The sequence below is a fragment of the Acinetobacter sp. CWB-G5 genome (assembly GCF_019209785.1).
GTDB classification, from domain to species: Bacteria; Pseudomonadota; Gammaproteobacteria; order Pseudomonadales; family Moraxellaceae; genus Acinetobacter; species Acinetobacter johnsonii.
The window spans coordinates 166,427-191,496 of the sequence record NZ_JAHUTF010000004.1 but is presented as its reverse complement, the minus strand read 5'-3'; the positions used below and the strand labels follow the sequence as shown (position 1 = coordinate 191,496).

Here is a 25,070-nt window from a genome sequence, read left to right as displayed (position 1 = left end):
TCATGAAAGCACAGTCTCAGGTCTCTACATCGAATATGTCTTATCAACCCATTGCTGATATGAGCTTTCAGGGCTTGCATTGGATTGAAGCTTCAGCAGGCACAGGTAAGACTTTTACTTTATCCAGTTTGATGGTACGTATTTTTCTCGGGGCCTATTTGCCGAATCAGGTCATTGCAACCACCTTCACCCGTGCTGCCGCCGCGGAGCTGAAAAGTCGCGTTCGGGCACGTTTGATTGAAACCTTACGTTATTTTGAAGGTTGTCAGAGTCTGACCGAGCGAGAAATACAGACCAAAATAGCCGCTGAACAAGATCCGCTTTTTATCAAGGTGCTCACAGACTATGCACAGCGGGTCGGTTTTGCCCAAGAGCGTTTGAAGTTGGTGATCGATCAGTTAGATGAGCTGTTCGTCGGCACACTGGACAGTTTTAGTCAAAAGTTATTGCGTGAGTTTTCTTTTGAAAGTGGCAAGATTGAGCGTGCAGATATTACCGATGATGCGCAGAGTTATACTCAGCAGCTCATTCATGATGTATTACGCGAGTGGATTCAGGCACAGCCGCAGCCTGTGGTGAATTATTTACTGTTAAAACAAAAATTAAAAACCGAACAGGCTTATGTGCCAATTGTTGAAAATAGTTTGAACTTTGCATCGGCACAGTTTCAACAGGTGGAAAAACCTGTGCTTGATCTGACGCAATTTGAGCAGGCTATTGATCAATTTACCGCGCTGGATGTGGCACAGATTGAAAGCTTGAAAGACTATTATGCCCCTGAAGGGCAATACCATGCAGTGCTGGGGAAGAAGTGGCGTACCGATGCTTTGATGCAGCGTATTCTATGTCAGGATTTACCTGCTTTTTTGACCGCCCTGAAAGAGCAACGAGCTTATGCTTTATTCGCGCCACATTTTGAAAAAACCTTAAAACATCTGACTGACCTTGCGACGAAAAAAGTCTTAAACAAATGTGCTGTAGATGTACTAGAACAGTTTGAGCAGCATCCTGTGTGGCGACAGGTCCGCAGTTTCTTAGACGCGTTGGCAGAGCTAGAGCTCAATTTGGATGTGTTGGATGCGTATTTAAAATATCACTTAAGCTCCGAGGTGAAAAAGCGATTACCACAAGTCTTGCAGCAAAAGAGTGAAACTACTTTTTCTCAGCAAATTCGTACCTTGTCAGAAGCCTTACAGGGTGAACAAGGCAGGCGCTTTGCTCAGTTTGTACAGGCACGCTATCCGCTCATTTTAGTGGATGAGTTTCAAGACACCAACCAAGACCAAGATGATATGTTGGCGCGGATTTGGCGTGATGCACAGCGTTATCATCAAGGCTGTATGATTATGGTCGGTGACCCGAAACAAGCTATTTATGGCTTTCGTGGTGGTGATATGCTGACCTATAACAAGGCACGTTTAGATGTTTTGGCAAAGCAAGGTCGGCAGTATAGTTTGAAATATAACCATCGCTCTGTGCAAAAGCTGGTACAGGTGGTGGATGCTTTATTTCAACGCCAACAGGACTTTGGTGAGCAGGTCTATTACCAGCCTGTAGAAGCAGGGACTCGACCACATCCCGCTTTGGTCGATGCACAGGGTGAAAACCATGTACCGCTGCGCTGGCTATTACTTGAAGACAAAAAAAATGAAGCTCAACAAGTAGCATGGAAAATTCGTGATTTAATCAACCAAGGCATTCAACAGCAACTGTATGTGGCAGATGATCCGCCACAGTTTATGGGGGCAAATGATATCGCGGTGTTGTCGAAAAACCATGATGGCTTGGACAAAGTTCAGTTTGAACTAGAGCGTTTGGGAATTTTGGTCAACCGTCCGTCTAAACGCAGTGTGTTTGAAAGTCAGGTCGCGAAAGATGTCGGTGCGCTATTGACCGCAATGATGCATCCTTTTGATGAAGCCAAAGTTCGCCGTGCGCTTTTGAGCCGGCTGTTGGTGATTGATTTAAAACAGTTACTAGAACTGGAAAAGCAAGCCAACGGTTTGAGCCAGTTTATGGCAGATTTTGATGACATCCGCGACATGTGGATCAACAAAGGCTTTTTAAGTGCATGGCAGTACGCTTTAAACCTGTTTAAAGTGTGGAAAAACTTGGTGGCTTACCAAAGCCGAGACAACGAACGGACTGTGGTCAATCTACGGCATTTGACTGAGTTGTTGAGCCAACATAGTGAGCAGTTCCAAGGTGCGCAGAAACTGTATCATTGGTATCTCAAACAGTTACATTTGCCTGCGGAACGTGAGTGGGAGTTGGAACGTAAACTCTCCAATGCCACAGGCGTACAGCTGATGACTATTCATCAGTCCAAAGGTCTAGAGTTTAAAATTGTGTTCTTGCTGGGTGCCGACAAAGACTTTAAGGAAATGAATAAAACCTTAAACTTTTCAACGCTGGAGCAGATCAATCCGACGACAGGGCAGAGCGAGTTACAGCGCATCGTAGCGGTAAATGATGCCAACCTGTTAGACCCAGCCGCGATTGATCAACACAATGAGCGAGCCGAAGCAGAACAGCATCGCTTATGGTACGTCGCACTGACCCGCGCCAGTCACCGCGTGTATGCCTTGCTGCAAGATCAGGAATATAAATCAAATACGGCATTGGCATTTTGGCGTGGCCAAGCCGGTAATTTGTTTGAACATCCTGCCAGTGGTGATGAGGTGCTGCTGACTGAAAAGCCGATCCGTTTACAGCCAGCGGAGCAGCAAGAGATCATTCAACTGCAAGCCTTAGCTTTTCCTGAACAGCGTTTTTATCCGCGTTCCAAAACCAGTTTTAGTGCGTTGGCACAGCATTTGAGTCGTAAAGAGGCAATGGATGCCTTGGCGGTTTTGAGCGAGAAAGTGGGCAGTGCGGATGACGAGATCAATCATCCTGTGCTTGAGGATGTAGAACTGAGTCAGCCTTTGGCGTGGATTAAACGGCAATTTCCAATGGGGACGACTGCGGGAACCTTCCTGCATGAAATTTTCGAGCATATTGACTTTCAGGACTCGGGTGACTGGGGACTGGAAATTCATCGTCGTTTTAAAAATGATAGTCCCTTACTGTGGCAAGAGTTATTGGGCAAATATCAAAATGAGTTTGGACAGGATGATGAAACTCAATTGGTGCTGTGGATGCAAGCGTGGTTAGCAGATGTGCTAGAAACGCCTTTGCATGCAGGTTTCCAGTTGAAGCAACTGAAAGCCGATGAACACTTGGCTGAATTTCCTTTTTATTTGTCATTGTCCGATCATGTGCTGGCGATTAAACGCATACAGGCATTGTTTCAAGAATACGGCATTGATCTACTCGACTTAAATGAAGCTAATTCTGCTCGTTATCTGACCGGTTCAATTGACTTGGTTTATTTTGATGGTCAGCGTTATCACATCGCCGATTATAAAAGTAACTTCTTAGGGGCGGATCAGCAGAGCTACAATCATGATGCAATCCAATTAAATATGTCACATGCCAGTTATTGGTTGCAGGCGGGCTTATATTTGGTGGCTTTGCATCGCTATTTAAAAGTGAATTTGCTGGACTATGACATTGAAGAACATCTGGGACAGGCGAGTTATCTTTATTTGAGAGGGATGAATGGGCAGCCTGATCAAGGAGTTTTAAGTTGGCGTGCTAGCCCAGAGTTTATTTTAAGGTTAGATGCCATCTTGGGTCATTTTGCTGAGGATACTTCTACTGAAAATCATGTAGGCAAAACTTCTGAATTAAGTGAAATTAGTCAATCATAAACAAAGAATTAAGTTGTGGATAACTTTGAGGATAACCGTGTGGAAAATGTTCATAAAGCCAGTATTGATCAGGCTGCCGTGGTAGACACATGGTTAACGCGTTGGAGTCAGTTTATTCAGCAGTCACCGCTGAGTAAAACAGGGGTCACTGAAGCACGTAGTGAAATGATTCAACAGGTTCTTGAAGCCATGCTACGCGGTGAGAGTTGTATCTCGGTTGCAGCTGAAGCCCTCACAGTCTTAGATGATTTGGTGATGGATGAACAGCAGGCACAGCAACAAAAAGCGCCGTTTGTTTACGATCAGCAGCAATTATATCTGTATCGTTATTGGGCTTTAGAGCAGTCCTTGGCCCAGCAAGTGGCGCGGTTAAAACTACAAAACTTAACGCAAGTTGATATTTCAGCTTATGCCCATTTACTTGAAGATCCACACCAAAAACAGGCTTTGGCTATGGTGGCCGAGCAGGCGCTCGCGATCATTACAGGTGGTCCGGGCACAGGGAAAACGTATACCTTGGCGCGTATTATTGCAGTGCTCAAACAAAGTCTGCCTGATATTCGTATTGCGATGGCTGCACCGACAGGTAAGGCGGCGCAGCGGATGAAAGAAGCCCTTCAGAACTCTTTTCAGGATGAAAAGTTACAAGACTTAGTTACCCCAGATTTGAAAAACTTAAACCCTGTGACGCTACATCGCTTTTTGGGGCTTGGGAATACGCAGCAACCGCGTTTTCATAGCAGACAACCTTTACCTTATGATGTGATTGTCGTTGATGAAGCATCCATGCTGGATTTAAATTTGGCACAGATGCTCTTTGCTGCCATGCCGAATCAAGCTCGTTTGATTTTATTGGGAGATGCCGATCAGTTGGCTTCGGTCGATGTCGGTTCTGTACTTGCCGATCTACAACAGGTTCCAGCTTTGGCTGAAAATAGAGTCAATTTGGTCAATAGTCGTCGTTTCAAATCAGATGCACGGATTGGAAAGTTGGCACAATTTATTCAACAGCAGCCGTGTTTTGATTTAATGACGCATCCTGCCGAAAAACAGAGCGTCTTACACACTTTTCAACAGCAAGTGGTACATGCCACGACATTGAGGGCTGTTGAGTTGGATCAGGTCAAGGTCGATTATCTGCAACTCGAATTGTTGCCTGAACAGGCTTTATCTGCAGAGCAGTTACAACATTATTATGATCTGCTGATGCTCGGCTTTCAGGGCTATGTCGAGGCTTTAAAGCAATATCAGCAAAATCCTAATGAGTCTCTCGTGCCCAAAGTGATTCAACATTTTGATGATTACCGTATTTTAGCAGCCATTCGTCACGGCCATTTCGGCTTAAAACAGCTCAATCTGCAAATCGAGCAGCGCCTATTGGAGCAATTAAAACAAATCAAACAAGGCGAATGGTACTTGGGCCGTCCTGTGATGATGACCTATAACGACTATCAGTTGGGGGTGTCGAATGGCGATATTGGCCTGTGTTTACATCGTATACAACAAGGTAAGTTGCAGTTTGAAGTGTATTTCCCCAGCTTGGATAAATGGGTAGCTGCGACACGATTACCCAAAAATATTGAAACGGCTTTTGCGCTGACTATTCACAAATCTCAAGGCTCTGAGTTCACCCATACGGCGGTGGTTTTAGATCGGCAGGCTGAAAAATTACTCAGTAAAGAGTTGATTTATACCGCAATTACGCGGGCGAAAAAAGTGGTCAGTTTACTGGTCGATGCCGATGCATTCGTACATGCTATGGTGACTCGAACCACCCGAGAAAGTGGTCTCTCAAGAAAAATTAATCAACAAATTCAATTGTGAAGATTTAATAAACAAATAGGAGCTTTGTACGAAATGGCTTACAGGGATTCAAGAGATTTGCGCATAGAGCTTTGCTGAGGATTTTGAGAAGATGGCTTCACATAAAGAGCTCAACACGGAATGTTGAGTATAATCGCAAAAAGATAATAATAACGTCAGTAGACAGCGAACTTACAGTGAAGTAGGTGAAAGAGGAAACTTACAGCCGCTAAGCCTTGTAGTTTTGGGAGAGACTACAAGGCTTTTTTATATCTGATAAATTGGCAAAATGTGACAAAAAATACCCATTCATTCCTCGAAGCATAAAATACAGTTATAGATTAAATATTGAAGAGATACTGTCTCAGTATTGCACGGCTTATGCTTTTTTAAATTCAGTTCTTATGTCTTTAAGTGATTGTTTTTGATTTATTAAATTTTTACTTCTGCATTTTTTAGAGAGATTTAGGTTGAATAATGGAGAAAATGAGGAGTTTGTGTAAGCAATCGCTTACATGAAGATGAGTGAAATACGACTTTTTTCTTCTGTGTGATGTGGCAAAATCTGTCACGTAAGGATGTAAATGATTAAACATGGAATGTTTAATACAAGACGCGGAAAAGCGCATTATTATAATGATAACCAAAACAACAAGAACAAAAATAAAAGAACACTACAGCGCAAAAAAGCCCAAGTTTACTTGGGCTTTTTTTTATGCTCAGACTAAATCTGTTTCACTTCGATCGGTTGCAAATAAGGAGCGACGTTGGTGCTTTAAGATTTTGGGACAATGCTTTGAGATTTGATAAAGCGTTTTCGCTAAAGCCGGTAAGTGGGTCCCGACGACAGATTTTCCTGTGGTTAATAGCGATACACTAATATCACGTTCTGGATCGGCCCAGCAGAGAATATTGGAAAACCCGAGATGTCCAAAGGCTTGCCCAGTCATGGGTCCAAATAACCCAATAGGATTGCTACCTAACATTGGGCCTAAGGCATAACGCATCGGGACTAATAATGTCCGATCTAAACTGACTCCTGACGTGGCCAAGGTCGAGCGAAATACCGTTTGGGCACTCATGATTTGTTTGCCTTGGTATTCGCCACCACTCAAGAGCATTTCAAAGAAACGACCAGCTTGTTCCGCACTGGTATAAATGTTGCCCGCTGGGCAAATCGTGTCCATAAAGCGCGCATCATTGGTCACATCGACCGCCAACTGTAAACCACCACCCAGTACCCGATTAAGATAATGGTCTGTGCCTAAACGTGGATGTAGACCTGTAGCATAGTTTAAAGCGACATCCGCTCGATACTCAGGTTTTAGGCCATAGTTAAAGTAATCTAAGCCCATGGGTTTTTCGATATTTTCAGCAAGAAACTCGCGGGCTGTTTGACCCGTTACCCGCTTGATAATTTCCCCTAAAATATAACCCGACGTCACGGCATGATACGCCAGATGCGTGCCCGAAGCTGAAACGGGTTGTGCCGCATAAAGACGTTCTAAAATTTGATCTTGATTAAACAACAGTTCAGGTGTGACTTTGCTGTCAATGCGCGGAATGCCACCACGATGAGCGAGCAAATGGAAAATGGTGGCACGACGTTTACCGTTTACGCCATATTCGGGAATATAGTGGCTAATCGGATCGAGTAAATTCAGATCGCCGCCTTCATCCAACATATGAATCAGCATGGCTGTAACGATTTTAGAGGCGGAAAATAAGCAAACTGGGGTGTCGGGTGTGCCAATTTTTGCATCTACCGCTAAACCATCGGGTGAATTGCCTTGCGCATAACCAATGCTGCGGTTTAACAATATTTGTCCCTGACGACGTAAACAGAGGCTGATGAAAGGGTAGTTTCCTGTTTTATATAGGGACTCTATACTGGTCCAAATGCTTTGAATTTGTGCGTCATTCATGCCACCCAAGGTAGCGGAGACCTCATCCTTAGAACGAATCACGTGGCTGAGGTCATGGGGGACATAACAGGTATTGGCAGATAAAATTTTCACAAATTTCTCTCTATTTTTCGTTTTTATTAGGTCTGAGTCTGATATTGAAAATCAGAATTGTCATGATTGTGCATGATTTGTGCAAAGCCGTCAGTTGCTGAATTGACTGCGAACATAAAACATTTTTGCAATATAGCGCTAGATCCCTTAAAATAATGCCTTGCTGTAGTGATGCACGGCAGTCAACTTGGTTTTGAAGAATCAATTTGATTTGTATCAAATGTAACTTATAAGCATCTCGGAGAAATCGAATGGCTTTAACAAACGCAGATCGCGCAGAGATCATTGCTAAATTTGCTCGCGCTGAAAACGACACTGGTTCACCAGAAGTTCAAGTAGCTCTTTTAACTGCTCAAATCAATGATTTACAAGGTCACTTCAAAGAGCACAAACACGACCACCATAGCCGTCGCGGTCTTATCCGTATGGTTAACCAACGTCGTAAGCTTCTTGATTACCTTAAAGGTAAAGACGCTACTCGTTACAGCGACTTGATTGCTGCTTTAGGTTTACGTCGTTAATTCGATTAAACTTTTATTTTCGGACTATCGCATTTTGAATGCTTTATTACTGAAAAAGAAAGTCTACCTTGCTTCTGTGAGGTAATGGGGAAGGGGCGAATGTTTCGCTCCTTCTTTGTGTCTTAAAATCATATTTTTAGTCTCTGGTGAGGTCGGCTTCTAAGCTTTGTCATTTATACAGTTGCCTGAAATGGCAATGTGAATGCCAAACCTTAGGGGTCTCCACTAGAATAAAAATCAGGAAAGAAAAATACATGTCTATGTTTAATATTATTCGTAAAGAATTCCAATATGGTCAACACACGGTTGTTTTAGAAACGGGTCGTGTTGCTCGTCAAGCGAACACTGTTGTGATCACCATGGGTGGTGTACAGGTTCTTGTTGCAATCGTTGCTCAACCAAAAGCAAAAGCAGGCCAAGACTTCTTCCCGTTGACTGTTAACTACCAAGAAAAACAATATGCTGCAGGCCGTATCCCAGGTGGTTACGGTAAGCGTGAAGGTCGTCAGTCTGAAGCTGAAACTTTAATTTCACGTCTTATTGACCGCCCAATCCGTCCATTGTTCCCAGAAGGTTTCTACAACGAAATCCAAGTAACAGCGACTGTTATTTCTTCTGACAAAACCATGGAAGGCGATATCGCTGCAATGTTGGGCGCTTCAGCTGCGATGTCTATTGCTGGTGTTCCATTTGCAGGCCCAATCGCAGGCGCACGTGTTGGTTTAATCAACGGCGAATACATCCTTAACCCAACTTTAGAACAGCTTAAGGAATCTGATCTTGACCTTGTGGTTGCAGGTACTGAAGCTGCTGTATTGATGGTTGAATCTGAAGCGAAAGAGCTTTCTGAAGACCAAATGTTAGGCGCTGTACTTTTCGGTCATGACGAAATGCAAATCGCAATTCAAGCGATTAAAGAATTTGCTGCAGCTGCGGGCGCAGTTGAATCTACTTGGGTTGCGCCAGTTAAAAACGAAGAACTTCTTGGTAAATTGAAAGAAGCATTCGAAGCGAAAATCTCTGAAGCATACACAATTGCTGTTAAGCAAGAGCGTTATGCAGCATTAGATGCGCTTCACGCTGAAGCTGTTGCTCAGTTTGTTCCTGAAGAAGATGAAACTGGCATTGCTGCTGAAGTTGACGAATTATTCGAAGACCTTAAATACCGTACGGTACGTGACAACATTTTGTCTGGTAAACCACGTATTGATGGTCGTGACACCAAAACAGTGCGTGCCATTGATGTTCAAGTGGGTGTATTAGACCGTGCACACGGTTCTGCATTATTCACACGTGGTGAAACTCAGGCGTTGGTAACTACCACTTTAGGTAATACCCGTGATGCGTTGATGGTTGATACCCTAGCTGGTACTAAAACTGACAACTTCATGTTGCACTACAACTTCCCTGCATACTCTGTAGGTGAAACAGGTCGTGAATCTGGTCCTAAGCGTCGTGAAATTGGTCACGGTCGTTTGGCGCGTCGTGGTGTTCAAGCTGTTCTTCCTGCGGCTGATCGCTTCCCGTACGTGATTCGTATCGTATCGGATATTACTGAATCAAATGGTTCATCTTCAATGGCTTCTGTATGTGGTGCTTCATTATCACTTATGGATGCAGGTGTTCCATTGAAAGCGCCAGTTGCAGGTATTGCAATGGGTCTAGTGAAAGAAGGCGAGCGTTTCGCAGTTCTTTCTGACATTTTAGGTGACGAAGATCACTTAGGTGACATGGACTTTAAAGTAGCTGGTTCTGCGAACGGTATTACCGCGCTTCAAATGGATATCAAAATTGAAGGTATCACTGAAGAGATCATGGAAGCGGCATTGAACCAAGCATATGCGGGTCGTATGCATATCTTGAACGAAATGAATCAAGTGATTTCACGCGCTCGCCCTGAAATTTCAATGCATGCACCGACATTCCAAGTGATCAACATCAACCCAGACAAGATCCGTGACGTGATTGGTAAAGGTGGCGCGACCATCCGTGCTATTACTGAAGAAACCAAAGCTGCAATTGATATTGAAGACAACGGTACCGTTCGTGTATTTGGTGAAACCAAAGCTGCTGCTGCTGCTGCAGTTGCAAAAATCCAAGCACTGACTGCTGAAATTGAACCAGGTACGATTTACGTCGGTAAAGTCATTCGTATCGTTGAATTCGGTGCGTTTGTAAACATCCTTCCAGGTACTGATGGCTTACTTCACATTTCACAAATCTCGAACGAGCGTATTGCAAACGTGGCAGACGTGTTGAAAGAAGGTCAAGAAATTAAGGTACAAGTTGCGGATGTAGACAACCGTGGTCGTATCAAATTGACGATGAAAGACATCGAACAAGTTTAATCTCTTGTCAATTCACATGGTGTTTGCCATGTGAATTGAGTTGTCTTAGAAAAGCCTTGAGCTTGGCCAATGTAAACTTTGGCTTGCTCAGGGCTTTTTTTATGGCATCATGCTGGCTAAGACAGACAATAATAAATGAGATATGCAAAGCTATTATTTCTATCAACATCCCACCGCGCAGCATACTTATGTGCAGAAACAGCCAATTGCAGAGCAGGAAGCTGAGTTTATTTGGGTGGAGTGTAGCCGTGACGATGTGGTCAATCGGGCAGAACATTGGCAGCAGGACATTTATGCGGCAACGGGACTGTGGATGAATGAATATCATCTGCGCGATATTCTCAATTTAGAACACCCTTGTGCCTTTGACACTTTGGAAGATTATGACTTGCTGATCTTTCGTAAGCTGATCACACCTGATGATCAAATCAAGCTTGATAATCAAGCGGCTGAAAAACATGAACGGGTTTTTGGTCTGGCGACGACCCCGATTAGCTTTATGCTCACGCCGCAAGTCTTGATTACGGTTAGAGAGCAGGGTAATAAAGAGGTTGAAAGCTATATTCAGCGTATGGAAACGGTGTTGAGCCGTCCGATTGAAGAGCATAATAAACCACGAAAACTACCCGCAACGCCTTTAGATTTGACCTTGAGACTGCTTAATAATATGGTAGATGGTTATCTTGATTTACGTGTGCCGTTGACACGTCGAGTAGAGTTTTGGCAGCAAGAGCTTTTACAAGGGCATCGTCGTTTTACCAAGTGGCATCAACTGTTGCAAGAGAATATGGCTTTCCAACAAGTGGAAAATTTGTGCGAAGAGCAAATCGAAACTTTGCAGGAATTACGCGATGAAATTGTCGATAACTATTCGCACTTGAAAGGGAAAAAGCGTAGCGAAAAACAAGACATCATGCTAGTACGTGTCGATGATTTAACCAGTCATATTGAACGTATTCAAAAGCATACCATTCGCTTGAGAAATGCAGTGCAAGCAGCTATCGATCTACATTTTTCAGCCATTGCCAATCAAACCAATGAAAACATGCGGATTTTAGCCATTATTACCGCGATTTTTGCGCCGCTAACCTTGTTGACAGGGGTGTATGGTATGAACTTCGAGTTTATTCCGGGGCTGAAGTCTCCAACAGGGTTTTGGATCATGTTGGGCATCATGTTAATGACGACATTGATCTTACTGTATTATTTTTATCGACGTCATTTGGTCGGGCGTGGCGAAAAAAGTGTCATTGATATGTTGGCACAGCAGCATGCGGATCAACATATGAATTTATTTTGGTTCATCGATTATGAGCCGATCAAGCAAACCGTGAAGGGCACCATCAAAGATTTAGAGAAAATCACCAAATTAAAATAATTCGGTGATTTTCCACATAGACCATTAAAGCAAATGGGCTTTAAGGTGTTTCTTTACATGCTGACGCTATCCTTGTTCAATTTATTATTCGGATATGTGGGCGTCGCAGGGAGATTTAATTTAAGAGGTTTTTAACTGGGCTCCTTTTAAAATCCGGTAAAGCTGATCTTTAATGAACAACTTTTTGCGTTTGAGGGGCTCAATCTCTCCACGATGAATCCTGACAGGGTCTTGTTCGAGTAAACAAATTTCCTGATCGAGAGCTTCATGGTCGTCAAACATTTTAGAAAAATGCGGATTGTCTTCTCTAAGCTGTTGAATCATGTCTCGGTATTCAGGAAACATGAGCTTAGTCTTTTTATTACAAACTTTGAGTTTCATGGTTGCCGTCTAATCCTCTTATTCAAAAATAAAAAAAGAAAGAAAGGCATGCGCCAATCTTTCTTTATAGAACTAGTGTTGAGTCGTTTGAACTGGGTCAGTGAGATGTAAATGTTTTACTTCACGACGAAGTTTTTGAACTTCCTCAATCAAATCCAGCATCATTGCGACTGCAGTAAAGCTGGCATCAAAGTCACGTTGTAAGCGATAGGCTCGCCGTGCACGTGAGACATCATCACCAAAAAATTGGTGAATGCGGTTATCGGGTCGGTTAGGCAGAATGTCATATTCCAACAGCTGTAAAACCCATTCAGGACTTTGTCCGCAGGCTTCAGCAAAATGCTTTAAATCAAAGCTATGTTGTTCATCAACAATTTCAGCGTGTCGACATCCGTCTAAAATAATTTCACGATATTGAATAGTCGTCATAATTTTCTCCTTAAGACTGACGCGGCTTAAAGTGAGGGAAAGCTTCAGCAAAGGCTTGGTAAGCTTGCTGTTCTTGCTCACTCTGCGCAGGAGGTTGAACAATGTTTAAAATTAAATATAAATGTCCTGCTGTTTTGGCTGGAATCCCCTGATCTTTTAAACGGAGTTGCTGCCCCGTTTTGGCATTTTTCGGGATTTGAATTTGTAATGTCCGACCATTGGGTAGGGCGGCGGTGATGCTTTGCCCCAAAGCAGCTTCCCAAGGACTGATATTCAGTTGGTGATAGACATCAACTCCTTCAATGCGTGTGGTGTCCGTATCTTTGTAATAAATTTCGATATACAGGTCGCCATTTTCACCACCCTGAATACCTGACTGTCCTTGACCACTTAAGCGAATTTGTTGCCCTTCTTTCATGCCTTTGGGAATTTTAACTTCCAGCGTTTTGCGCTGAATTTCCGCTTCACCATAGGCATTTAAAGTAGGAATTTGTAAGGTAATAGTTTGGGTGGTACCGTGGAACCCAACCTCAAGATCGACCTCTAAACGCGCATGTTGGTCTTCGCCTTTATGGCGAGTGCTATTTTGGCGTTGATATTGATAGTTTGAGCCTCCAAAACCTGAACCAAAACGGCCAAATAAGTCTTCAAACCCTGAAAAATCATGTGCCTGTTGTCCGCCTTGAGCGTTCCGAAATGCTTCTTCAAAACCGCCAAAGCCTGCATTGGGGTTGAATTGCTGTGAGCCTTGCGGATGATCGAGTTCAAAGTCATATTCTGCTTTTTTCGTTTCATCACTTAAGGTGTCGTAGGCGACATTTAATTCTTGCATCCGTGCCTCAGCATCAGGCTCCTTACTGACATCGGGATGATACTTACGTGCCAATTTTCGATAGGCTTTTTTAATTTGTTCGGCGGTCGCATCTCGCGTTAAACCGAGTATTTCATAATGGTTCTTCGGCATAAATAAGATTAAATAAATTGATTAAGTTTTAATCATTATTCAGCCTTTCAGCAGATTTCAACAGTAAAGATATGTTCCTTATTGTTTCAAAACATGACAATAAAAAAGCCCCCGATGAAAGGGGGCTTTGATGGATGAGGAATACTTAATATTTGACCCATGTGATGTTGCGCCCACCGCCATTTTCGGTCGACGTTCCTCGAATTCGTAAGTGCTTACCATTATTGCTGAGTCGTGCATATGCGTCATAGCGTAACCCTGTGAAAGGGTCGAGGAACTGTCCATGGCTATAGGTCGAATCATTGGCATTGTCTAACTTCAAATGGCTGAGCGTTGTCATGCCGACGATGGGCTGATTTTTATTGACCCCATCACACTTGCTACAGTTTTCTATTTTTACCGCACCTGGAATTTCACGCGTACTTACGATGACTGCTTTATAGCTATTGTTTTTGTCTTTTTCAATCATGACGTCACTGAGAGAGTATCCTGTTTTATCATCGATAGTTTTCCATTTGCCGACCAAGGGATCGGTGGCTGCAAAACTGGAGAAGGCGCATAAACTGCTGAGTACGAAAAGACTGCAAGAAAATTTCATGATGATAAAACCCCAAATGGAAGAGAAAAATAAAGACATATAAAAATTATGGGTTTATTTATAACGAAATTTAAGCGGTGTGACCAGTGAAATATCTATGAATAAAAGTGATGAATCATTTGAATTATCTTATTTTTATGAGAACAAATGCATAAAAAAAGAGCAGTTCAGCTGCTCTTTTTTTATTGCACATGATGTGCTTAGCTTAAGTGTTCACCAAATAAACCCAAGGCTTCTTCTGCACTAAAGCTGTATTGCGTGTTACAGAACTGGCAGTCCATGGTAATTGGGTTCTGATGTTCTAGCGTTTCACGAACGGCTTCGGCGCCAATTTGTTCAAGCGCTTGAGCACAACGTTCTTTCGAACAGGTACAGCCAAATTTCAGTACTTCAACTTCAGGTAAGCGTACTTCTTCTTCGTTGTATAAACGGTAAAGAATTTCACTCGCTTCTAAGTCGGTTAACTCTTCGGTTTTGAGCGTTTCAGTCAACATGGTTAGACGTGGCCATAAGTCTTGATCGACACGTTCTTGTTCTTCTTCACTGTTACGTGGTAACAGCTGAATGAGTAAACCGCCAGCACGTTGGGCTGAACTGGCCAAAACGATACGCGTTGGAATTTGAGCAGACAGGTCATAGTACTGCATTAAACAACCTGCAAGATTTGGCTTGTCTAAAGCCACAATCCCTTGATAACGCTCACCAAATTCAGGCTCAATATTAATAAATAGTACAGGGCTAATGAGGGTGCTCAATACCGTACTGCTGCTTTCGGCAGCATTAAAGCGTGGATCTGCTTCATAATCCGCCAAGGCACGCACTTCACCAAGGTGATTACATTCAGCCATGGCCCATTTGAAACTACCTGAAGCCTGAATTTGTAAACTAATACGGCCTTTAATTTTTAAAGTACTGGCAAGTAATGCCGTGGCACTGAGCATTTCACCTAACAGCACTTGTACTGCAGGTGCATAATCACGCTGCGCCAAGATGGTTTGTAGGGTTTCTTCTAGATGAACCACTTCACCACGAACAGGACTATCTTCAATATAAAAGCGTTGACGCAAATCAGACATAAATTTCTCCAATATCCTGTCTTAATGGTGACGATATTGTAAAACACAAGTCATTTTACTTCATCCCGTGTGACATCTATTCGGTCATGTTGTAACTCGCGTTGTAGGTCAACGCCGACAGGACTCTGACGGAGCTGCGTATCACTTTCAAATAAGTGTTCTAATTCGGCCAAAGCATTACGATGTGTTTCGTAGACCTTCTGTTCGTCGTTATAAATACTTTGCTGCTGTGCGAGCAGTTTTTCATCATAATCGCGAAATAACTCAATGCTCTTATAAGCATCTTGTTCTGCTATGCCTAAATTACGCAGGGCAAAATAAGCCATCCCTAAAGACGATAAATAGGTTTCACGCCAAATATGCTCCACCCCCAAGTCACGCAGCAAATGCACATGATGTCGGTCACGGGCACGGACCAGCAAGTTTAAATCTGGATAATTGAGTCGGATATGGCGTGCCACATTCATCGAGTCTTCAATATCATCAATGGCTAATACAAACACTTTGGCATGTTCGATACCGGCTGCACGCAGGATATCGGGTTGAGTGGCATCACCATAGTAGAGTTTGCCGCCATAGTTACGAACGAAATCGACCTTGTCGATATTGCTGTCAATCGCTGTGAAGGTTTGGTGCTGTAAGTGAACCAGTCGTGCCACAATTTGGCCGACACGGCCAAAGCCAGCAATGATCATCGGGTTATGCTGTTCAGGAATCTCATCATAGACAGGTGTAGCCTCTTTCTCGAATAGAGGCACCACCCACGAACTCATCAGCCAGTATAGAATAGGCGTCAGAATCATCGACAACGTCACGATCAAATTGATCGGCTCTAAAATGGCTTGCGTAATCACGTGTTCACTCATGGCAACATTGAGCACCACAAAAGCAAATTCACCGCCTTGTGCCAAACAGGTTGCCAGCATCAAACTATTGCGCCATGAAAACTCGAAGTAGCGAGCGATGGCTGTTAAGGCCAGTAGTTTGACCAACATCAGCAATAACGCACCGCCAATAATCAGACTTGGGCTTTCCCACAGGAGCGAAACTTGCGTGCTCATCCCGACGGTCATGAAAAATAGACCGAGAAGTAGACCTTTAAATGGTGCAATACTGGCTTCCAGTTCATGACGGAATTCAGAGTCAGCAAGTAACACCCCAGTTAAAAATGCGCCCAAGGTGGTACTGATGCCTAAGACATCCATCAGCGCGACTACGCCTAAGACAATAAACAAACCGACTGCAGTAATCAGTTCATGCGCGCCACTTTTGGCCACAAAGCGGAAAAAAGGGCGCATGAGATAGCGGCTAAATAAAAACAAGCCTGTAAAGGTGGCCACAATTGCTGCAAAGTAGGCCACGCCATGATGGGTTGAGTTTGTTCCCGCAAGCAGGGGGATAATCGCAATCAGCGGAATCGCGGCAATATCTTGAAAGAGTAAAATGGAAAAGGACTGCTGACCAAAAGTGGTATTAAGTTGCTGTTTTTCGCTTAGCAGTTGCAACACAAATGCGGTGGAGGATAGGGCAAGGGCAAAACCAATCACAACACTGGCCGAAATCTGTTGCTGCAGGGCAAAAAAGACGATGCACGCCAGTAGCACGCCACAGAGTGTTACTTGTAAACTGCCCATCACAAAAATGGATTTACGCATTTCCCATAAACGTTGCGGGCGAAGTTCTAGTCCAATAATGAACATCAAGAAAATCACGCCGTATTCAGCGAGTTTATGAATGTCTTCAGGGTCATGGACGACATTTAATACACTGGGGCCGAGTAAGATACCCGTGAATAAATAGCCGAGTACCGTGGCAATCCCCAGCCGTTTTGCCAACGGAACGATCATCAGTGCCGCAGCCAAAAAGAGGGTGATTTGAAGCAGTAGAGACATTGCCCTGTCCTAAATTTTTTTCTTTATGTTGGAAGTTTAAGGGAGAACGCGACTCAGGTCTAAACCTTATTCACGTCAAGTCTTAACTTAACTCTTGTGGATCAATATCAAGGCTCAATTTCATACCATGCGGTTTGTTATGCCAGACATTTTGCCACCACTGACGAATGTAAAAATGCATACGCGCCCGATCTTTGGACAGTAATACCATATGCGCTTGATAGCGGCCTGCTTTACGTTCCATCGGCGCAGGAATAGGCCCCCAAATATCAATACTGTTTTCGGAGGCTTGGCGCAGTGCTTGTGCATGCTCTTGTAAAAAGCTTTGGTTCAGTTCTTGGTCTTTGGATTCACAGCGCAATAAAGCCGCATAGCGATAAGGTGGCATCCATGCAGCTTTACGCTCTTTCAACGTTTGCTTGGCAAAGCTACGATAGCCAGATTCCAGCAGGGTATTCAGCAAAGGATGATCTGGACGTAGAGTCTGTAAATAGACTTCGCCTTTTTTCTCGCCACGCCCAGCACGTCCAGCGACTTGGATGATGAGCTGTGCAGTACGTTCTGTGGCACGAAAGTCAACACTGAGTAGGCCTGAGTCGATGTCTAAAATCGCCACTAAAGTCACATAAGGAAAGTGATGTCCTTTGGCCAGCATTTGGGTGCCGAGCAAAATGATGGGTTCACTTTTCTGAATCTTGTTATAGATTTTTTGCCAGCTGCCGACTCGACTGGTCGAATCACGATCAACCCGAATTACGTCAAAATTTGGGAACAGTGTTTGTAGGTTTTCTTCAACTTTTGCGGTGCCTAAACCAATTGGTTTCAGTTCGCTATGCTGACATTGCGGGCAGTGTTCAGGCATGCGGTGGATGGTGCCGCAGTGGTGACAGTGCAAATGCTGGTAGGGCTGTCGATGCACGGTAAAATTGGCATCGCAGTGGGGGCACTTCGCCTGCCAGCCACAACTTTCACAAATCAACACAGGCGCATAGCCGCGACGGTTTAAAAAAATCAGCACCTGTTCTTTTTTGTCTAAGCGCTTTTGTACTTCATGAATCAGCTGTTGGCTGATGCCATTTTGTTTTTGTGCCACTTTCAGATCGATCACATGCATTTTCGGCATCACGGCCACACCTGCACGTTGGTCCAACTCCAAACGGGTCATTTTACCTTGTTCAACCAATGCATAACTGTCGATACTTGGCGTTGCAGAACCGAGGATAATCGGACAGTTTTCTAAGTGTGCACGGTATAAAGCCACATCACGAGCGTGGTAGCGGAAGCCTTCTTGTTGCTTGAAAGATAGATCATGCTCTTCATCTAAGACAATCAAACCCAAATGCGGAAGGGGCGTATAGATGGCAGAACGTGTCCCAATCACAATCGAAGCTCTGCCCGTTTGTGCGCTTTGCCAGGCTTGCAGGCGCTTAGAATCATTTAAACCTGAATGTAGTAGCGCAATATGACAGTGAAAACGTGACTGAAAACGACTCACTGTTTGTGGGGTGAGGCCAATTTCAGGCACTAATACCAAAACTTGTTTGCCTTGTTTTAAAACCTCTTGCATGACTTGCAAATAGACTTCAGTTTTCCCACTACCCGTTAAACCATCCAGTAAGAAAGCGTGGTAGCTATGACGAGCCTTGAGAATGTTTTGAATGGCACGCTTTTGTTCATCATTGGGCGTGAGAGGCATTTGCGCTAGCGTCATCGCTTGTGGTTTAAAGTCTTGAGCTTCAAGTATGCACTGGGTGATTTGCTTTTTTTCTAAGGCCTTTAAGGTCGCAGTTTCAATGCCAGCCAAATTTAAAATATTTTCAGACGTTCCGGTAGGATGAAGCTTTAGAATTTTATAGGCATCTTGTTGTTTTTCTGAACGTTTTAATTTATCTTCGGCATGATCATCAATCAGCTTCCACATCCGCGCCAGTAGGTTATAAGGTTTGCCTTGGCGTAAAAAGCTGGGCAAAGCAGCGTGCATCACTTCACCAATGGGAAATTGGTAATATTGCGCTGACCATGTCAATAAACTTAAAACTTTAGTATCTAGAATAGCGTTGTCATCGAGCAACTCAGTTATGGCTTTAAGTTTAAAGCCTAAATCGAGTGGTTTCTCATCAGTGAGCTTCTCAACAATGACACCGACCACATTTTGGCGACCAAATGAGACAGCCACACGTGCACCCACTTCAGCTTGGTGGTATTGTTCAGCCGTTAAACTATAGTCAAAACAGTCATATAGATAAACGGGAACAGCCACGCGGATACGGTAGCTTGGTGTGGTGGAAAGTGTATTTTCTGGCATAAAAAGCTCAAACTGTCCTGATGAAATTGTCGTTGTGCGATGAATGAGTTGTGTTAGAGTGATGACATAATTTATAACTTAGAATATGAATGATTTTGGTGCCGACATGCAACAGCGCCAAATGACTAAATGGACAATTAGAAAGCGTAAATATGCCAGCATATCAATTTACCGCACTCGATGCCGCAGGAAAGCAGCAAAAAGGCGTGCTCGAAGGGGATTCAGCACGTCAAATTCGGCAACAACTTCGTGATAAAGCGCTGATTCCAGTCTCGGTTGATCCTGTTGAACAAAAAGATAAGCACAGCAGTAAAACATGGTTTCAAAAACAAATTACCGCCTATGATTTGGCTTTATTGACACGTCAACTTTCGGTACTTGTGGCGGCGGCCATTCCGTTGGAAGAAGCCATTCGTGCGGTCGGAAAGCAGTCAGAAAAAGCACATGTACAAAATCTATTGATGTCAGTCCGTTCTAAAGTATTGGAAGGCCACTCATTGGCGCAAGGCTTACAGCAATCGGGACGTTTTCCAGAGTTGTACATTGCCACGATTGCCGCTGGTGAGCGTTCGGGACATTTGGACTTAATTTTAGATCAGCTGGCAGACTACACCGAAAATCGTTTTGCAATGCAAAAGAAAATCCAAGGCGCGATGATTTACCCGATTATTTTAATGCTGATGTCTTTTGCCATCGTGATGGGGCTCATGACTTATGTAGTGCCTGACATTGTCAAAACCTTTGACCAAAGTAAAGATGCCTTGCCATGGATTACCGTTGCCTTGATGAAAGCCAGCGATTTTATTCGAGTGGCATGGCCATTTTTATTGGTGGGCAGTGTGCTAGGGATCGGCTTATTACTGCGATTTTTAAGAACCACAGCAGGGCATTATGCCTTTGATCGTTTAATGCTCAAACTGCCATTATTCGGTAAACTTTCACGTGGTATAAATGCCGCACGCTTTGCCAGTACCTTATCGATTTTGACCCAATCAGGTGTGCCCTTAGTGGATGCGTTAAAAATTGGCGCGGCGGTGAGTAATAACTGGGTGATTCGCGATGCGGTCAATCATGCGGCAGAAAAAGTGACCGAAGGTGGAAACCTTGCGACCCAGCTGGAGCGCAGTGGTTATTTCCCACCGATGATGGTACAAATGATTAAAAGTGGTGAAACGTCGGGTGAATTGGATCGGATGTTGGAGCGCGCATCGACCATGCAAGACCGAGAAGTGACAACGCTCATATCGACCTTGCTGGCTTTACTGGAGCCACTGATGTTGGTTCTGATGGCAAGCATTGTCTTGGTGATTGTGATCGCAGTGATGCTACCGATCGTCAACATGAACAACATGATTTAATTTTAAAAATATAAGATGGAAGAGAAAATTCACATGCAATCAAAAATTTATAGACGCCAAGCTTCAGGCTTTACCTTAATTGAAGTCATGGTGGTGATTGTTATTTTAGGTGTGTTGGCAGCCTTAATTGTACCCAATGTGATGGGACGCGGTGAAAAAGCCAAAGTTGATACCACTGTCATTACCCTTAAAGGGGTCGCTGCGGCATTGGATCAATATAAATTGGACAATGGTAAGTACCCTTCAATGCAAGAGGGTGGGCTCGACGCTTTGGTGAATAAGCCTGAGTCTGCAAAAAATTGGTTGCCCGGCGGTTATGTGAAGGGTGGATATCCGAAAGACAGTTGGGATAATGACATTCAATATGTTGCACCTGGGACCGATGGACGACCATTTGATTTATATTCTTTTGGCGCAGATGGACAGCAAGGTGGTGAAGAAACCGATGCTGATATTCAGTATCAACCTTAATTGAGAATTATTATATATTGGGTTTAATTGAATATATCATTACAGTGCATAGGTTATGTCGATGTGGACTGTAATGATAATACATCTTAATTTAAAACTAATATCTAAGATTATGATTTTAAAATATTAAATATAATAAGCATCAGCTGAGATTTATAATAAGAATTATTCCCATATTTATTGATTACAAATAATGTAAATTATGGATAAAAATAGGCTTTTTATTTATTTAAATCCTTGCATAATGTTCTCAATGGCAACTGATTTGCCTGAGGAGAATAGAATGAAAGCATTAACCTTGTTGGATGAAATGAGCCAATTCCATTGGTCGATGCTCAAATCTGTTCTTTTGATTTTGAGTATGCTTCCTGTTGCTCAAGGTGTTTTAAGTGTGTGGCAGTCGACTGAAGGCAGTAGCCAAATCATGGTGGGTTTCTTTGCAATCAGTCTATTCAGCACATGGGCGGTTTTGAGCTTTTGGTCTGCGTTAAAAGCAACCGTACTCACACTCGATCAAGTACAGATTACAGCATTAGAACAAAAAGTGGTCATGTTCTACCGTTATACCCCGATGCTCTTTTTAGCCGGTATGGTGTCCTATTTGGTCAGTCAAATTTAGTACTGACATTTATAGTTGTGATAAAAAACCGAGCACATACGCTCGGTTTTTTATTGCGTCATGAAGAATGGCGGAAAGATAGGATCGCTTGTCTGTTTCGTTGTATATGATGCCAGTGTTCGCTCCCTATACTGTAGAAAATATAAATATAGAGTGAAATATGGAACAGATTGATTGGGCGGATTTTTTAAAAGTCGAGCTCCGAGTCGGGCGCATTATTCAGGCCGAAGTGTTTGAGCAAGCACGTAAGCCCGCTTATATTTTACATGTCGACTTTGGTCATGAAATTGGCATTAAGAAATCGAGTGCGCAGATTACTGAGCGTTATCAACCTGAACTGTTATTGGGTAAATTAGTTGTGGCAGTGGTTAACTTTCCAAACAAACAAATTGGTCCCATTCAGTCTGAGTGCTTAGTGACAGGCTTTCATGATTCAGACGCAGGCGTGGTACTGTGTGTGCCTGATACAGAGGTTCCAGTAGGTACCAAACTACTATAAATGAAAAAGAAAAACCCAAGCTCAGTTTGGGTTTTTCTTTGGAATAATCTGATCTAACAATAGCAACTATCGACGAGACTTAAACGATACATCGACTTTACGTGGACGATAGATCCAGCCCAAGATCAGTAAAAAAACTGAGAAACCTAAAATTGGCCAGTCACTTAAACGGGTATATAGCGTTTGACCTTGCATAGCAGGCAGTTCGCCGCGAAGCACGGTTGCCACATCTTGCGGAGCACGTTTTACGATATGCCCTTGATGGTCAATAAATGCCGTCACGCCTGTATTGGTGGCACGGATAAACCAGCGTCCATTTTCTTTGGCACGCATTTGTACCATCTGTAAATGCTGTAAAGGGCCTGCGGTTCCTGTAAACCATGCATCGTTGGAAACTGTCACCAAGAAATCACTTTGGCTGGCATTACGACGCGTTAAGTTCGGATAAGCCACTTCATAGCAAATGGCCGCGCCTAAATGCTGCTGATGAATAGAAAGCGGTTGTTGCTGTTGTTCGCCACGTGAAAAACCACTCATCGACGGATCATTCTGCATGGCAGGCAAGACCCATTTCAGTAAACCAGATAGTGGAATATATTCACCAAAAGGCACTAAACGTTGCTTTTTATAGAGTCCTTCGGCCTCATCACCATTGGCCATAATACTGTTGTAGTACAGTGGTCGACCTGCCGTTTCAGAGCCTGAAATATCCCAGTATGGAATACCCGTGACCCATGCTGTGTTGGTTTTCTTGGCTTGTGCTGTCATTGCAGCTAAAAAGGGTTCGATATCACTTTGGAACATCGGAATAGAGGATTCAGGCCAAACAATGAGGTCTCGTCCCCATTCTGTTTGGGTTAAATCCGCATAGATTCCAAGTGTTTTTAGTTGATACTCAGTGAGCCATTTTAAGTCTTGTGGGATATTGCCCTGAATTAAAGAAACCGATAATGGCGGGGTATTTTTTGCGGAGACGAATTCAATTTTTGATGCGCCCCATGCGCCAAGGACCAATAAAGCAGAGGGGATGACCCAAAAGACGCGACGGTTTAAAACTTCGACCAGTGCGCAGGCCAGCACCAAGACTACAAACGACACCCCGAAGATACCAAATAATGGCGCATAACCATCCAGTAAACGTTCGGTAAAGGCATAGCCTGCAAACAGCCATGGGAAGCCTGTGAAAACCCAGGTTTTTGCCCATTCAAAAAGCACCCAAAGCGGAGCGAAGGTTAGTGGCGTTTCAGGGAAAAAACGGCGGTAAATAAAGCTTTGGACAGCTGTGAATAAGCCCATGACCAAGGCCATAATGCCGATCATGCCCACACTTAAGGCACTGTTGGTATCGCCATAGACATGGATGGAAGTGTAGAGCCAAAAAGCCCCCACGAACCATAGGCCAAAACCATAGGCCCAACCAATACCAAAGGCCTGCTTTGCACTGCGCCTGCGTAAAGTGGCGTAGAGCAGTGCAGGGGATAAGATTGCCAACCACCAATAATGATAAGGGGCGAGTGCAAAACTAAAGACAGCCCCTGAAAATAAGGCAATTAGAAGCGGATAAATTAAAGGTAACTGTTTTTGTTGTGGATTGGGGGTTAACAGTTTGTCAAAGTAAGCTCTCATTTACGAACGGCTCGAATCAGATGAATAGAACGTGCATCTGCTTCTACAATGGTAAATTCCCAATTTTCAAGATCAATCACCTGACCTTGTAAATCACTCACTAAACCAATTTCTTGAAGCAATAAACCGCCCACAGTTTCAACCTCATCATCAGAAAAGTCTGCATCTAAAAGATTGTTAAAGTGTTCGATTGGTGTAAGTGCTTGAACCAGCCACGTATTTGCGGTCGTTGGGTCATTGTCGGGAATAATATATTCCGCCTCTTCATCGATCTTGTCGTGTTCATCTTCAATTTCACCGACGATCTCTTCCAAAATATCTTCTAACGTCACTAAACCTGAGGTCGTGCCATATTCATCAATCACCACCGCAATATGCGTTTGGGTGTTTTTCAACATGCGAAGCACTTGGTCTGAGCGTGCGCTTTCAGGGACATATAAAGGTTGGCGCATCAGCGCACGTATATCCACTTTATTGTTTGGTTCAGTCAAAAAAGGCAATAAGTCTTTGGCCAATAAAATGCCCACGACATTATCTGGTTGATCGGATGAAAAGACAGGGAAACGTGAATGTGCCGACTCAACCAAGGTATGCAGAATGTCGAGTAACTCATCATCTTCTTGTAGGCTGATCATCGATGTACGCGGTGTCATGACCTCGCGGACTTTGGTTGCTGGAAGGTCTAATACGCCTTCTAACATCGCAACAGTGTCGGGTTCTAAAAAACGACGTGAATCTTGAACTAACTTTAACAGTTCATCGCGAGTTTCTGGCGCGGTACCTAACCATTTGCGTAAGCCACGCATTCCCCACGACGGGCCTGATTCCTCGTGCATGATCTTTCCTAAAGACGCTTAATATCTAAAAAACTTAATTTTATCATACCGTAGAAAACACAGTTGTCTATTGTAATTAAGCAAGGATTGCATGAATGATTAGATCAATACTTTTAAATACGAGGTTCATCTGCCATCAAGCTATGCAAACAGATATGAGAAATGGGCAGTTGTGTTAAAATTGGCAAGTTTT

General features: G+C 43.5%; 19 protein-coding genes. 9 read left to right on the top strand and 10 right to left on the bottom strand.

What is annotated here, in order from left to right; all coding sequences use genetic code 11:
• Nucleotides 1–2 precede the first annotated feature (2 nt).
• On the top strand, nucleotides 3–3,755 hold the full coding sequence (locus KVY11_RS09605) for a UvrD-helicase domain-containing protein (protein WP_218288783.1): 3,753 nt from the start codon (nucleotides 3–5) through the stop codon (nucleotides 3,753–3,755).
• A 39-nt stretch (nucleotides 3,756–3,794) separates the two neighbouring features.
• Nucleotides 3,795–5,579: an exodeoxyribonuclease V subunit alpha gene (recD, locus tag KVY11_RS09600; protein WP_218288782.1), complete on the top strand. Its 1,785-nt coding sequence runs from the start codon at nucleotides 3,795–3,797 to the stop codon at nucleotides 5,577–5,579.
• A gap of 698 nt (nucleotides 5,580–6,277) precedes the next feature.
• Here the strand turns inward: recD and KVY11_RS09595 are convergent.
• Complete coding sequence (locus tag KVY11_RS09595; protein WP_218288781.1) at nucleotides 6,278–7,576, bottom strand: serine hydrolase domain-containing protein; 1,299 nt, start codon at nucleotides 7,574–7,576, stop codon at nucleotides 6,278–6,280.
• Nucleotides 7,577–7,827: 251 nt separating this feature from the next.
• Here KVY11_RS09595 and rpsO point away from each other — a divergent pair, with 251 nt between their 5' ends.
• The 3 genes from rpsO (at nucleotide 7,828) to KVY11_RS09580 (ending at nucleotide 11,823) form a co-directional block, all read left to right on the top strand.
• Nucleotides 7,828–8,097 carry a 30S ribosomal protein S15 gene (gene rpsO, locus KVY11_RS09590; RefSeq protein WP_004692669.1) on the top strand — a complete coding sequence of 90 codons (270 nt, stop codon included), beginning with the start codon at nucleotides 7,828–7,830 and terminating at the stop codon, nucleotides 8,095–8,097.
• A gap of 260 nt (nucleotides 8,098–8,357) precedes the next feature.
• Nucleotides 8,358–10,445, top strand: coding sequence for a polyribonucleotide nucleotidyltransferase (gene pnp / locus KVY11_RS09585; protein ID WP_171056729.1), 2,088 nt, complete (start codon nucleotides 8,358–8,360; stop codon nucleotides 10,443–10,445).
• Between the two features lie 142 nt (nucleotides 10,446–10,587).
• The gene (locus KVY11_RS09580) at nucleotides 10,588–11,823 is read left to right on the top strand and encodes a magnesium transporter CorA family protein (protein WP_218288780.1); all 1,236 of its coding nucleotides are present in this window, start codon (nucleotides 10,588–10,590) and stop codon (nucleotides 11,821–11,823) included.
• A gap of 120 nt (nucleotides 11,824–11,943) precedes the next feature.
• Here KVY11_RS09580 and KVY11_RS09575 read toward each other — a convergent pair whose 3' ends face one another.
• The 7 genes from KVY11_RS09575 to KVY11_RS09545 all read right to left on the bottom strand — a co-directional run bounded on the left by KVY11_RS09575 (nucleotide 11,944) and on the right by KVY11_RS09545 (nucleotide 19,468).
• A complete protein-coding gene (locus tag KVY11_RS09575) occupies nucleotides 11,944–12,204 on the bottom strand; it encodes a YdcH family protein (RefSeq protein ID WP_004692664.1) in 261 nt (86 codons plus the stop codon).
• A gap of 72 nt (nucleotides 12,205–12,276) precedes the next feature.
• On the bottom strand, nucleotides 12,277–12,633 hold the full coding sequence (locus KVY11_RS09570; protein ID WP_004978810.1) for a chaperone modulator CbpM: 357 nt from the start codon (nucleotides 12,631–12,633) through the stop codon (nucleotides 12,277–12,279).
• A gap of 10 nt (nucleotides 12,634–12,643) precedes the next feature.
• Nucleotides 12,644–13,597, bottom strand: a complete 954-nt coding sequence (locus KVY11_RS09565) for a DnaJ C-terminal domain-containing protein (RefSeq protein ID WP_218288779.1) — start codon at nucleotides 13,595–13,597, stop codon at nucleotides 12,644–12,646.
• 145 nt (nucleotides 13,598–13,742) lie between these two features.
• A complete protein-coding gene (locus KVY11_RS09560) occupies nucleotides 13,743–14,195 on the bottom strand; it encodes a DUF2147 domain-containing protein (RefSeq protein WP_218288778.1) in 453 nt (150 codons plus the stop codon).
• A gap of 200 nt (nucleotides 14,196–14,395) precedes the next feature.
• Nucleotides 14,396–15,271 carry an Hsp33 family molecular chaperone HslO gene (locus KVY11_RS09555; RefSeq protein ID WP_168159341.1) on the bottom strand — a complete coding sequence of 292 codons (876 nt, stop codon included), beginning with the start codon at nucleotides 15,269–15,271 and terminating at the stop codon, nucleotides 14,396–14,398.
• A gap of 50 nt (nucleotides 15,272–15,321) precedes the next feature.
• Entirely contained in the window at nucleotides 15,322–17,163 is a 1,842-nt protein-coding gene (locus KVY11_RS09550) for a monovalent cation:proton antiporter-2 (CPA2) family protein (RefSeq protein ID WP_010325794.1), read from the bottom strand.
• 82 nt (nucleotides 17,164–17,245) lie between these two features.
• Nucleotides 17,246–19,468, bottom strand: a complete 2,223-nt coding sequence (locus tag KVY11_RS09545) for a primosomal protein N' (protein WP_218288777.1) — start codon at nucleotides 19,466–19,468, stop codon at nucleotides 17,246–17,248.
• Between the two features lie 152 nt (nucleotides 19,469–19,620).
• On the opposite strand from KVY11_RS09545, the gene gspF reads away from it, so the two are divergent.
• From gspF to KVY11_RS09525, 4 genes are all read left to right on the top strand, one after another.
• Nucleotides 19,621–20,826 carry a type II secretion system inner membrane protein GspF gene (gene gspF, locus KVY11_RS09540; RefSeq protein WP_218288776.1) on the top strand — a complete coding sequence of 402 codons (1,206 nt, stop codon included), beginning with the start codon at nucleotides 19,621–19,623 and terminating at the stop codon, nucleotides 20,824–20,826.
• 33 nt (nucleotides 20,827–20,859) lie between these two features.
• Nucleotides 20,860–21,297, top strand: a complete 438-nt coding sequence (gene gspG, locus KVY11_RS09535; RefSeq protein ID WP_010325797.1) for a type II secretion system major pseudopilin GspG — start codon at nucleotides 20,860–20,862, stop codon at nucleotides 21,295–21,297.
• A gap of 283 nt (nucleotides 21,298–21,580) precedes the next feature.
• Nucleotides 21,581–21,916 carry a hypothetical protein gene (locus KVY11_RS09530; RefSeq protein ID WP_004978824.1) on the top strand — a complete coding sequence of 112 codons (336 nt, stop codon included), beginning with the start codon at nucleotides 21,581–21,583 and terminating at the stop codon, nucleotides 21,914–21,916.
• 160 nt (nucleotides 21,917–22,076) lie between these two features.
• On the top strand, nucleotides 22,077–22,415 hold the full coding sequence (locus KVY11_RS09525) for a tRNA-binding protein (RefSeq protein WP_004692646.1): 339 nt from the start codon (nucleotides 22,077–22,079) through the stop codon (nucleotides 22,413–22,415).
• A gap of 66 nt (nucleotides 22,416–22,481) precedes the next feature.
• On the opposite strand, the gene lnt is transcribed toward KVY11_RS09525, so the two are convergent.
• Together lnt and KVY11_RS09515 are read right to left on the bottom strand one after the other, a co-directional pair.
• Entirely contained in the window at nucleotides 22,482–24,041 is a 1,560-nt protein-coding gene (gene lnt, locus KVY11_RS09520; RefSeq protein WP_218288775.1) for an apolipoprotein N-acyltransferase, read from the bottom strand.
• The gene (locus tag KVY11_RS09515) at nucleotides 24,038–24,877 is read right to left on the bottom strand and encodes an HlyC/CorC family transporter (RefSeq protein ID WP_004978829.1); all 840 of its coding nucleotides are present in this window, start codon (nucleotides 24,875–24,877) and stop codon (nucleotides 24,038–24,040) included. Before KVY11_RS09515 ends, lnt begins: the two co-directional genes overlap by 4 nt.
• Between the last annotated feature and the right edge of the window lie 193 nt (nucleotides 24,878–25,070).

Excerpts from the sequence above, each read along its gene's own strand:
- KVY11_RS09605 (WP_218288783.1), top strand. The coding sequence starts at position 3 with ATGAAAGCACAGTCTCAGGTCTCTACATCGAATATGTCTTATCAACCC.
- rpsO (WP_004692669.1), top strand. The coding sequence starts at position 7,828 with ATGGCTTTAACAAACGCAGATCGCGCAGAGATCATTGCTAAATTTGCT.
- pnp (WP_171056729.1), top strand. The coding sequence starts at position 8,358 with ATGTTTAATATTATTCGTAAAGAATTCCAATATGGTCAACACACGGTT.
- KVY11_RS09580 (WP_218288780.1), top strand. The coding sequence starts at position 10,588 with ATGCAAAGCTATTATTTCTATCAACATCCCACCGCGCAGCATACTTAT.
- KVY11_RS09575 (WP_004692664.1), bottom strand. The coding sequence starts at position 12,204 with ATGAAACTCAAAGTTTGTAATAAAAAGACTAAGCTCATGTTTCCTGAA.
- KVY11_RS09570 (WP_004978810.1), bottom strand. The coding sequence starts at position 12,633 with ATGACGACTATTCAATATCGTGAAATTATTTTAGACGGATGTCGACAC.
- KVY11_RS09565 (WP_218288779.1), bottom strand. The coding sequence starts at position 13,597 with ATGCCGAAGAACCATTATGAAATACTCGGTTTAACGCGAGATGCGACC.
- KVY11_RS09560 (WP_218288778.1), bottom strand. The coding sequence starts at position 14,195 with ATGAAATTTTCTTGCAGTCTTTTCGTACTCAGCAGTTTATGCGCCTTC.
- KVY11_RS09555 (WP_168159341.1), bottom strand. The coding sequence starts at position 15,271 with ATGTCTGATTTGCGTCAACGCTTTTATATTGAAGATAGTCCTGTTCGT.
- KVY11_RS09550 (WP_010325794.1), bottom strand. The coding sequence starts at position 17,163 with ATGTCTCTACTGCTTCAAATCACCCTCTTTTTGGCTGCGGCACTGATG.
- KVY11_RS09545 (WP_218288777.1), bottom strand. The coding sequence starts at position 19,468 with ATGCCAGAAAATACACTTTCCACCACACCAAGCTACCGTATCCGCGTG.
- gspF (WP_218288776.1), top strand. The coding sequence starts at position 19,621 with ATGCCAGCATATCAATTTACCGCACTCGATGCCGCAGGAAAGCAGCAA.
- gspG (WP_010325797.1), top strand. The coding sequence starts at position 20,860 with ATGCAATCAAAAATTTATAGACGCCAAGCTTCAGGCTTTACCTTAATT.
- KVY11_RS09530 (WP_004978824.1), top strand. The coding sequence starts at position 21,581 with ATGAAAGCATTAACCTTGTTGGATGAAATGAGCCAATTCCATTGGTCG.
- KVY11_RS09525 (WP_004692646.1), top strand. The coding sequence starts at position 22,077 with ATGGAACAGATTGATTGGGCGGATTTTTTAAAAGTCGAGCTCCGAGTC.
- lnt (WP_218288775.1), bottom strand. The coding sequence starts at position 24,041 with ATGAGAGCTTACTTTGACAAACTGTTAACCCCCAATCCACAACAAAAA.
- KVY11_RS09515 (WP_004978829.1), bottom strand. The coding sequence starts at position 24,877 with ATGCACGAGGAATCAGGCCCGTCGTGGGGAATGCGTGGCTTACGCAAA.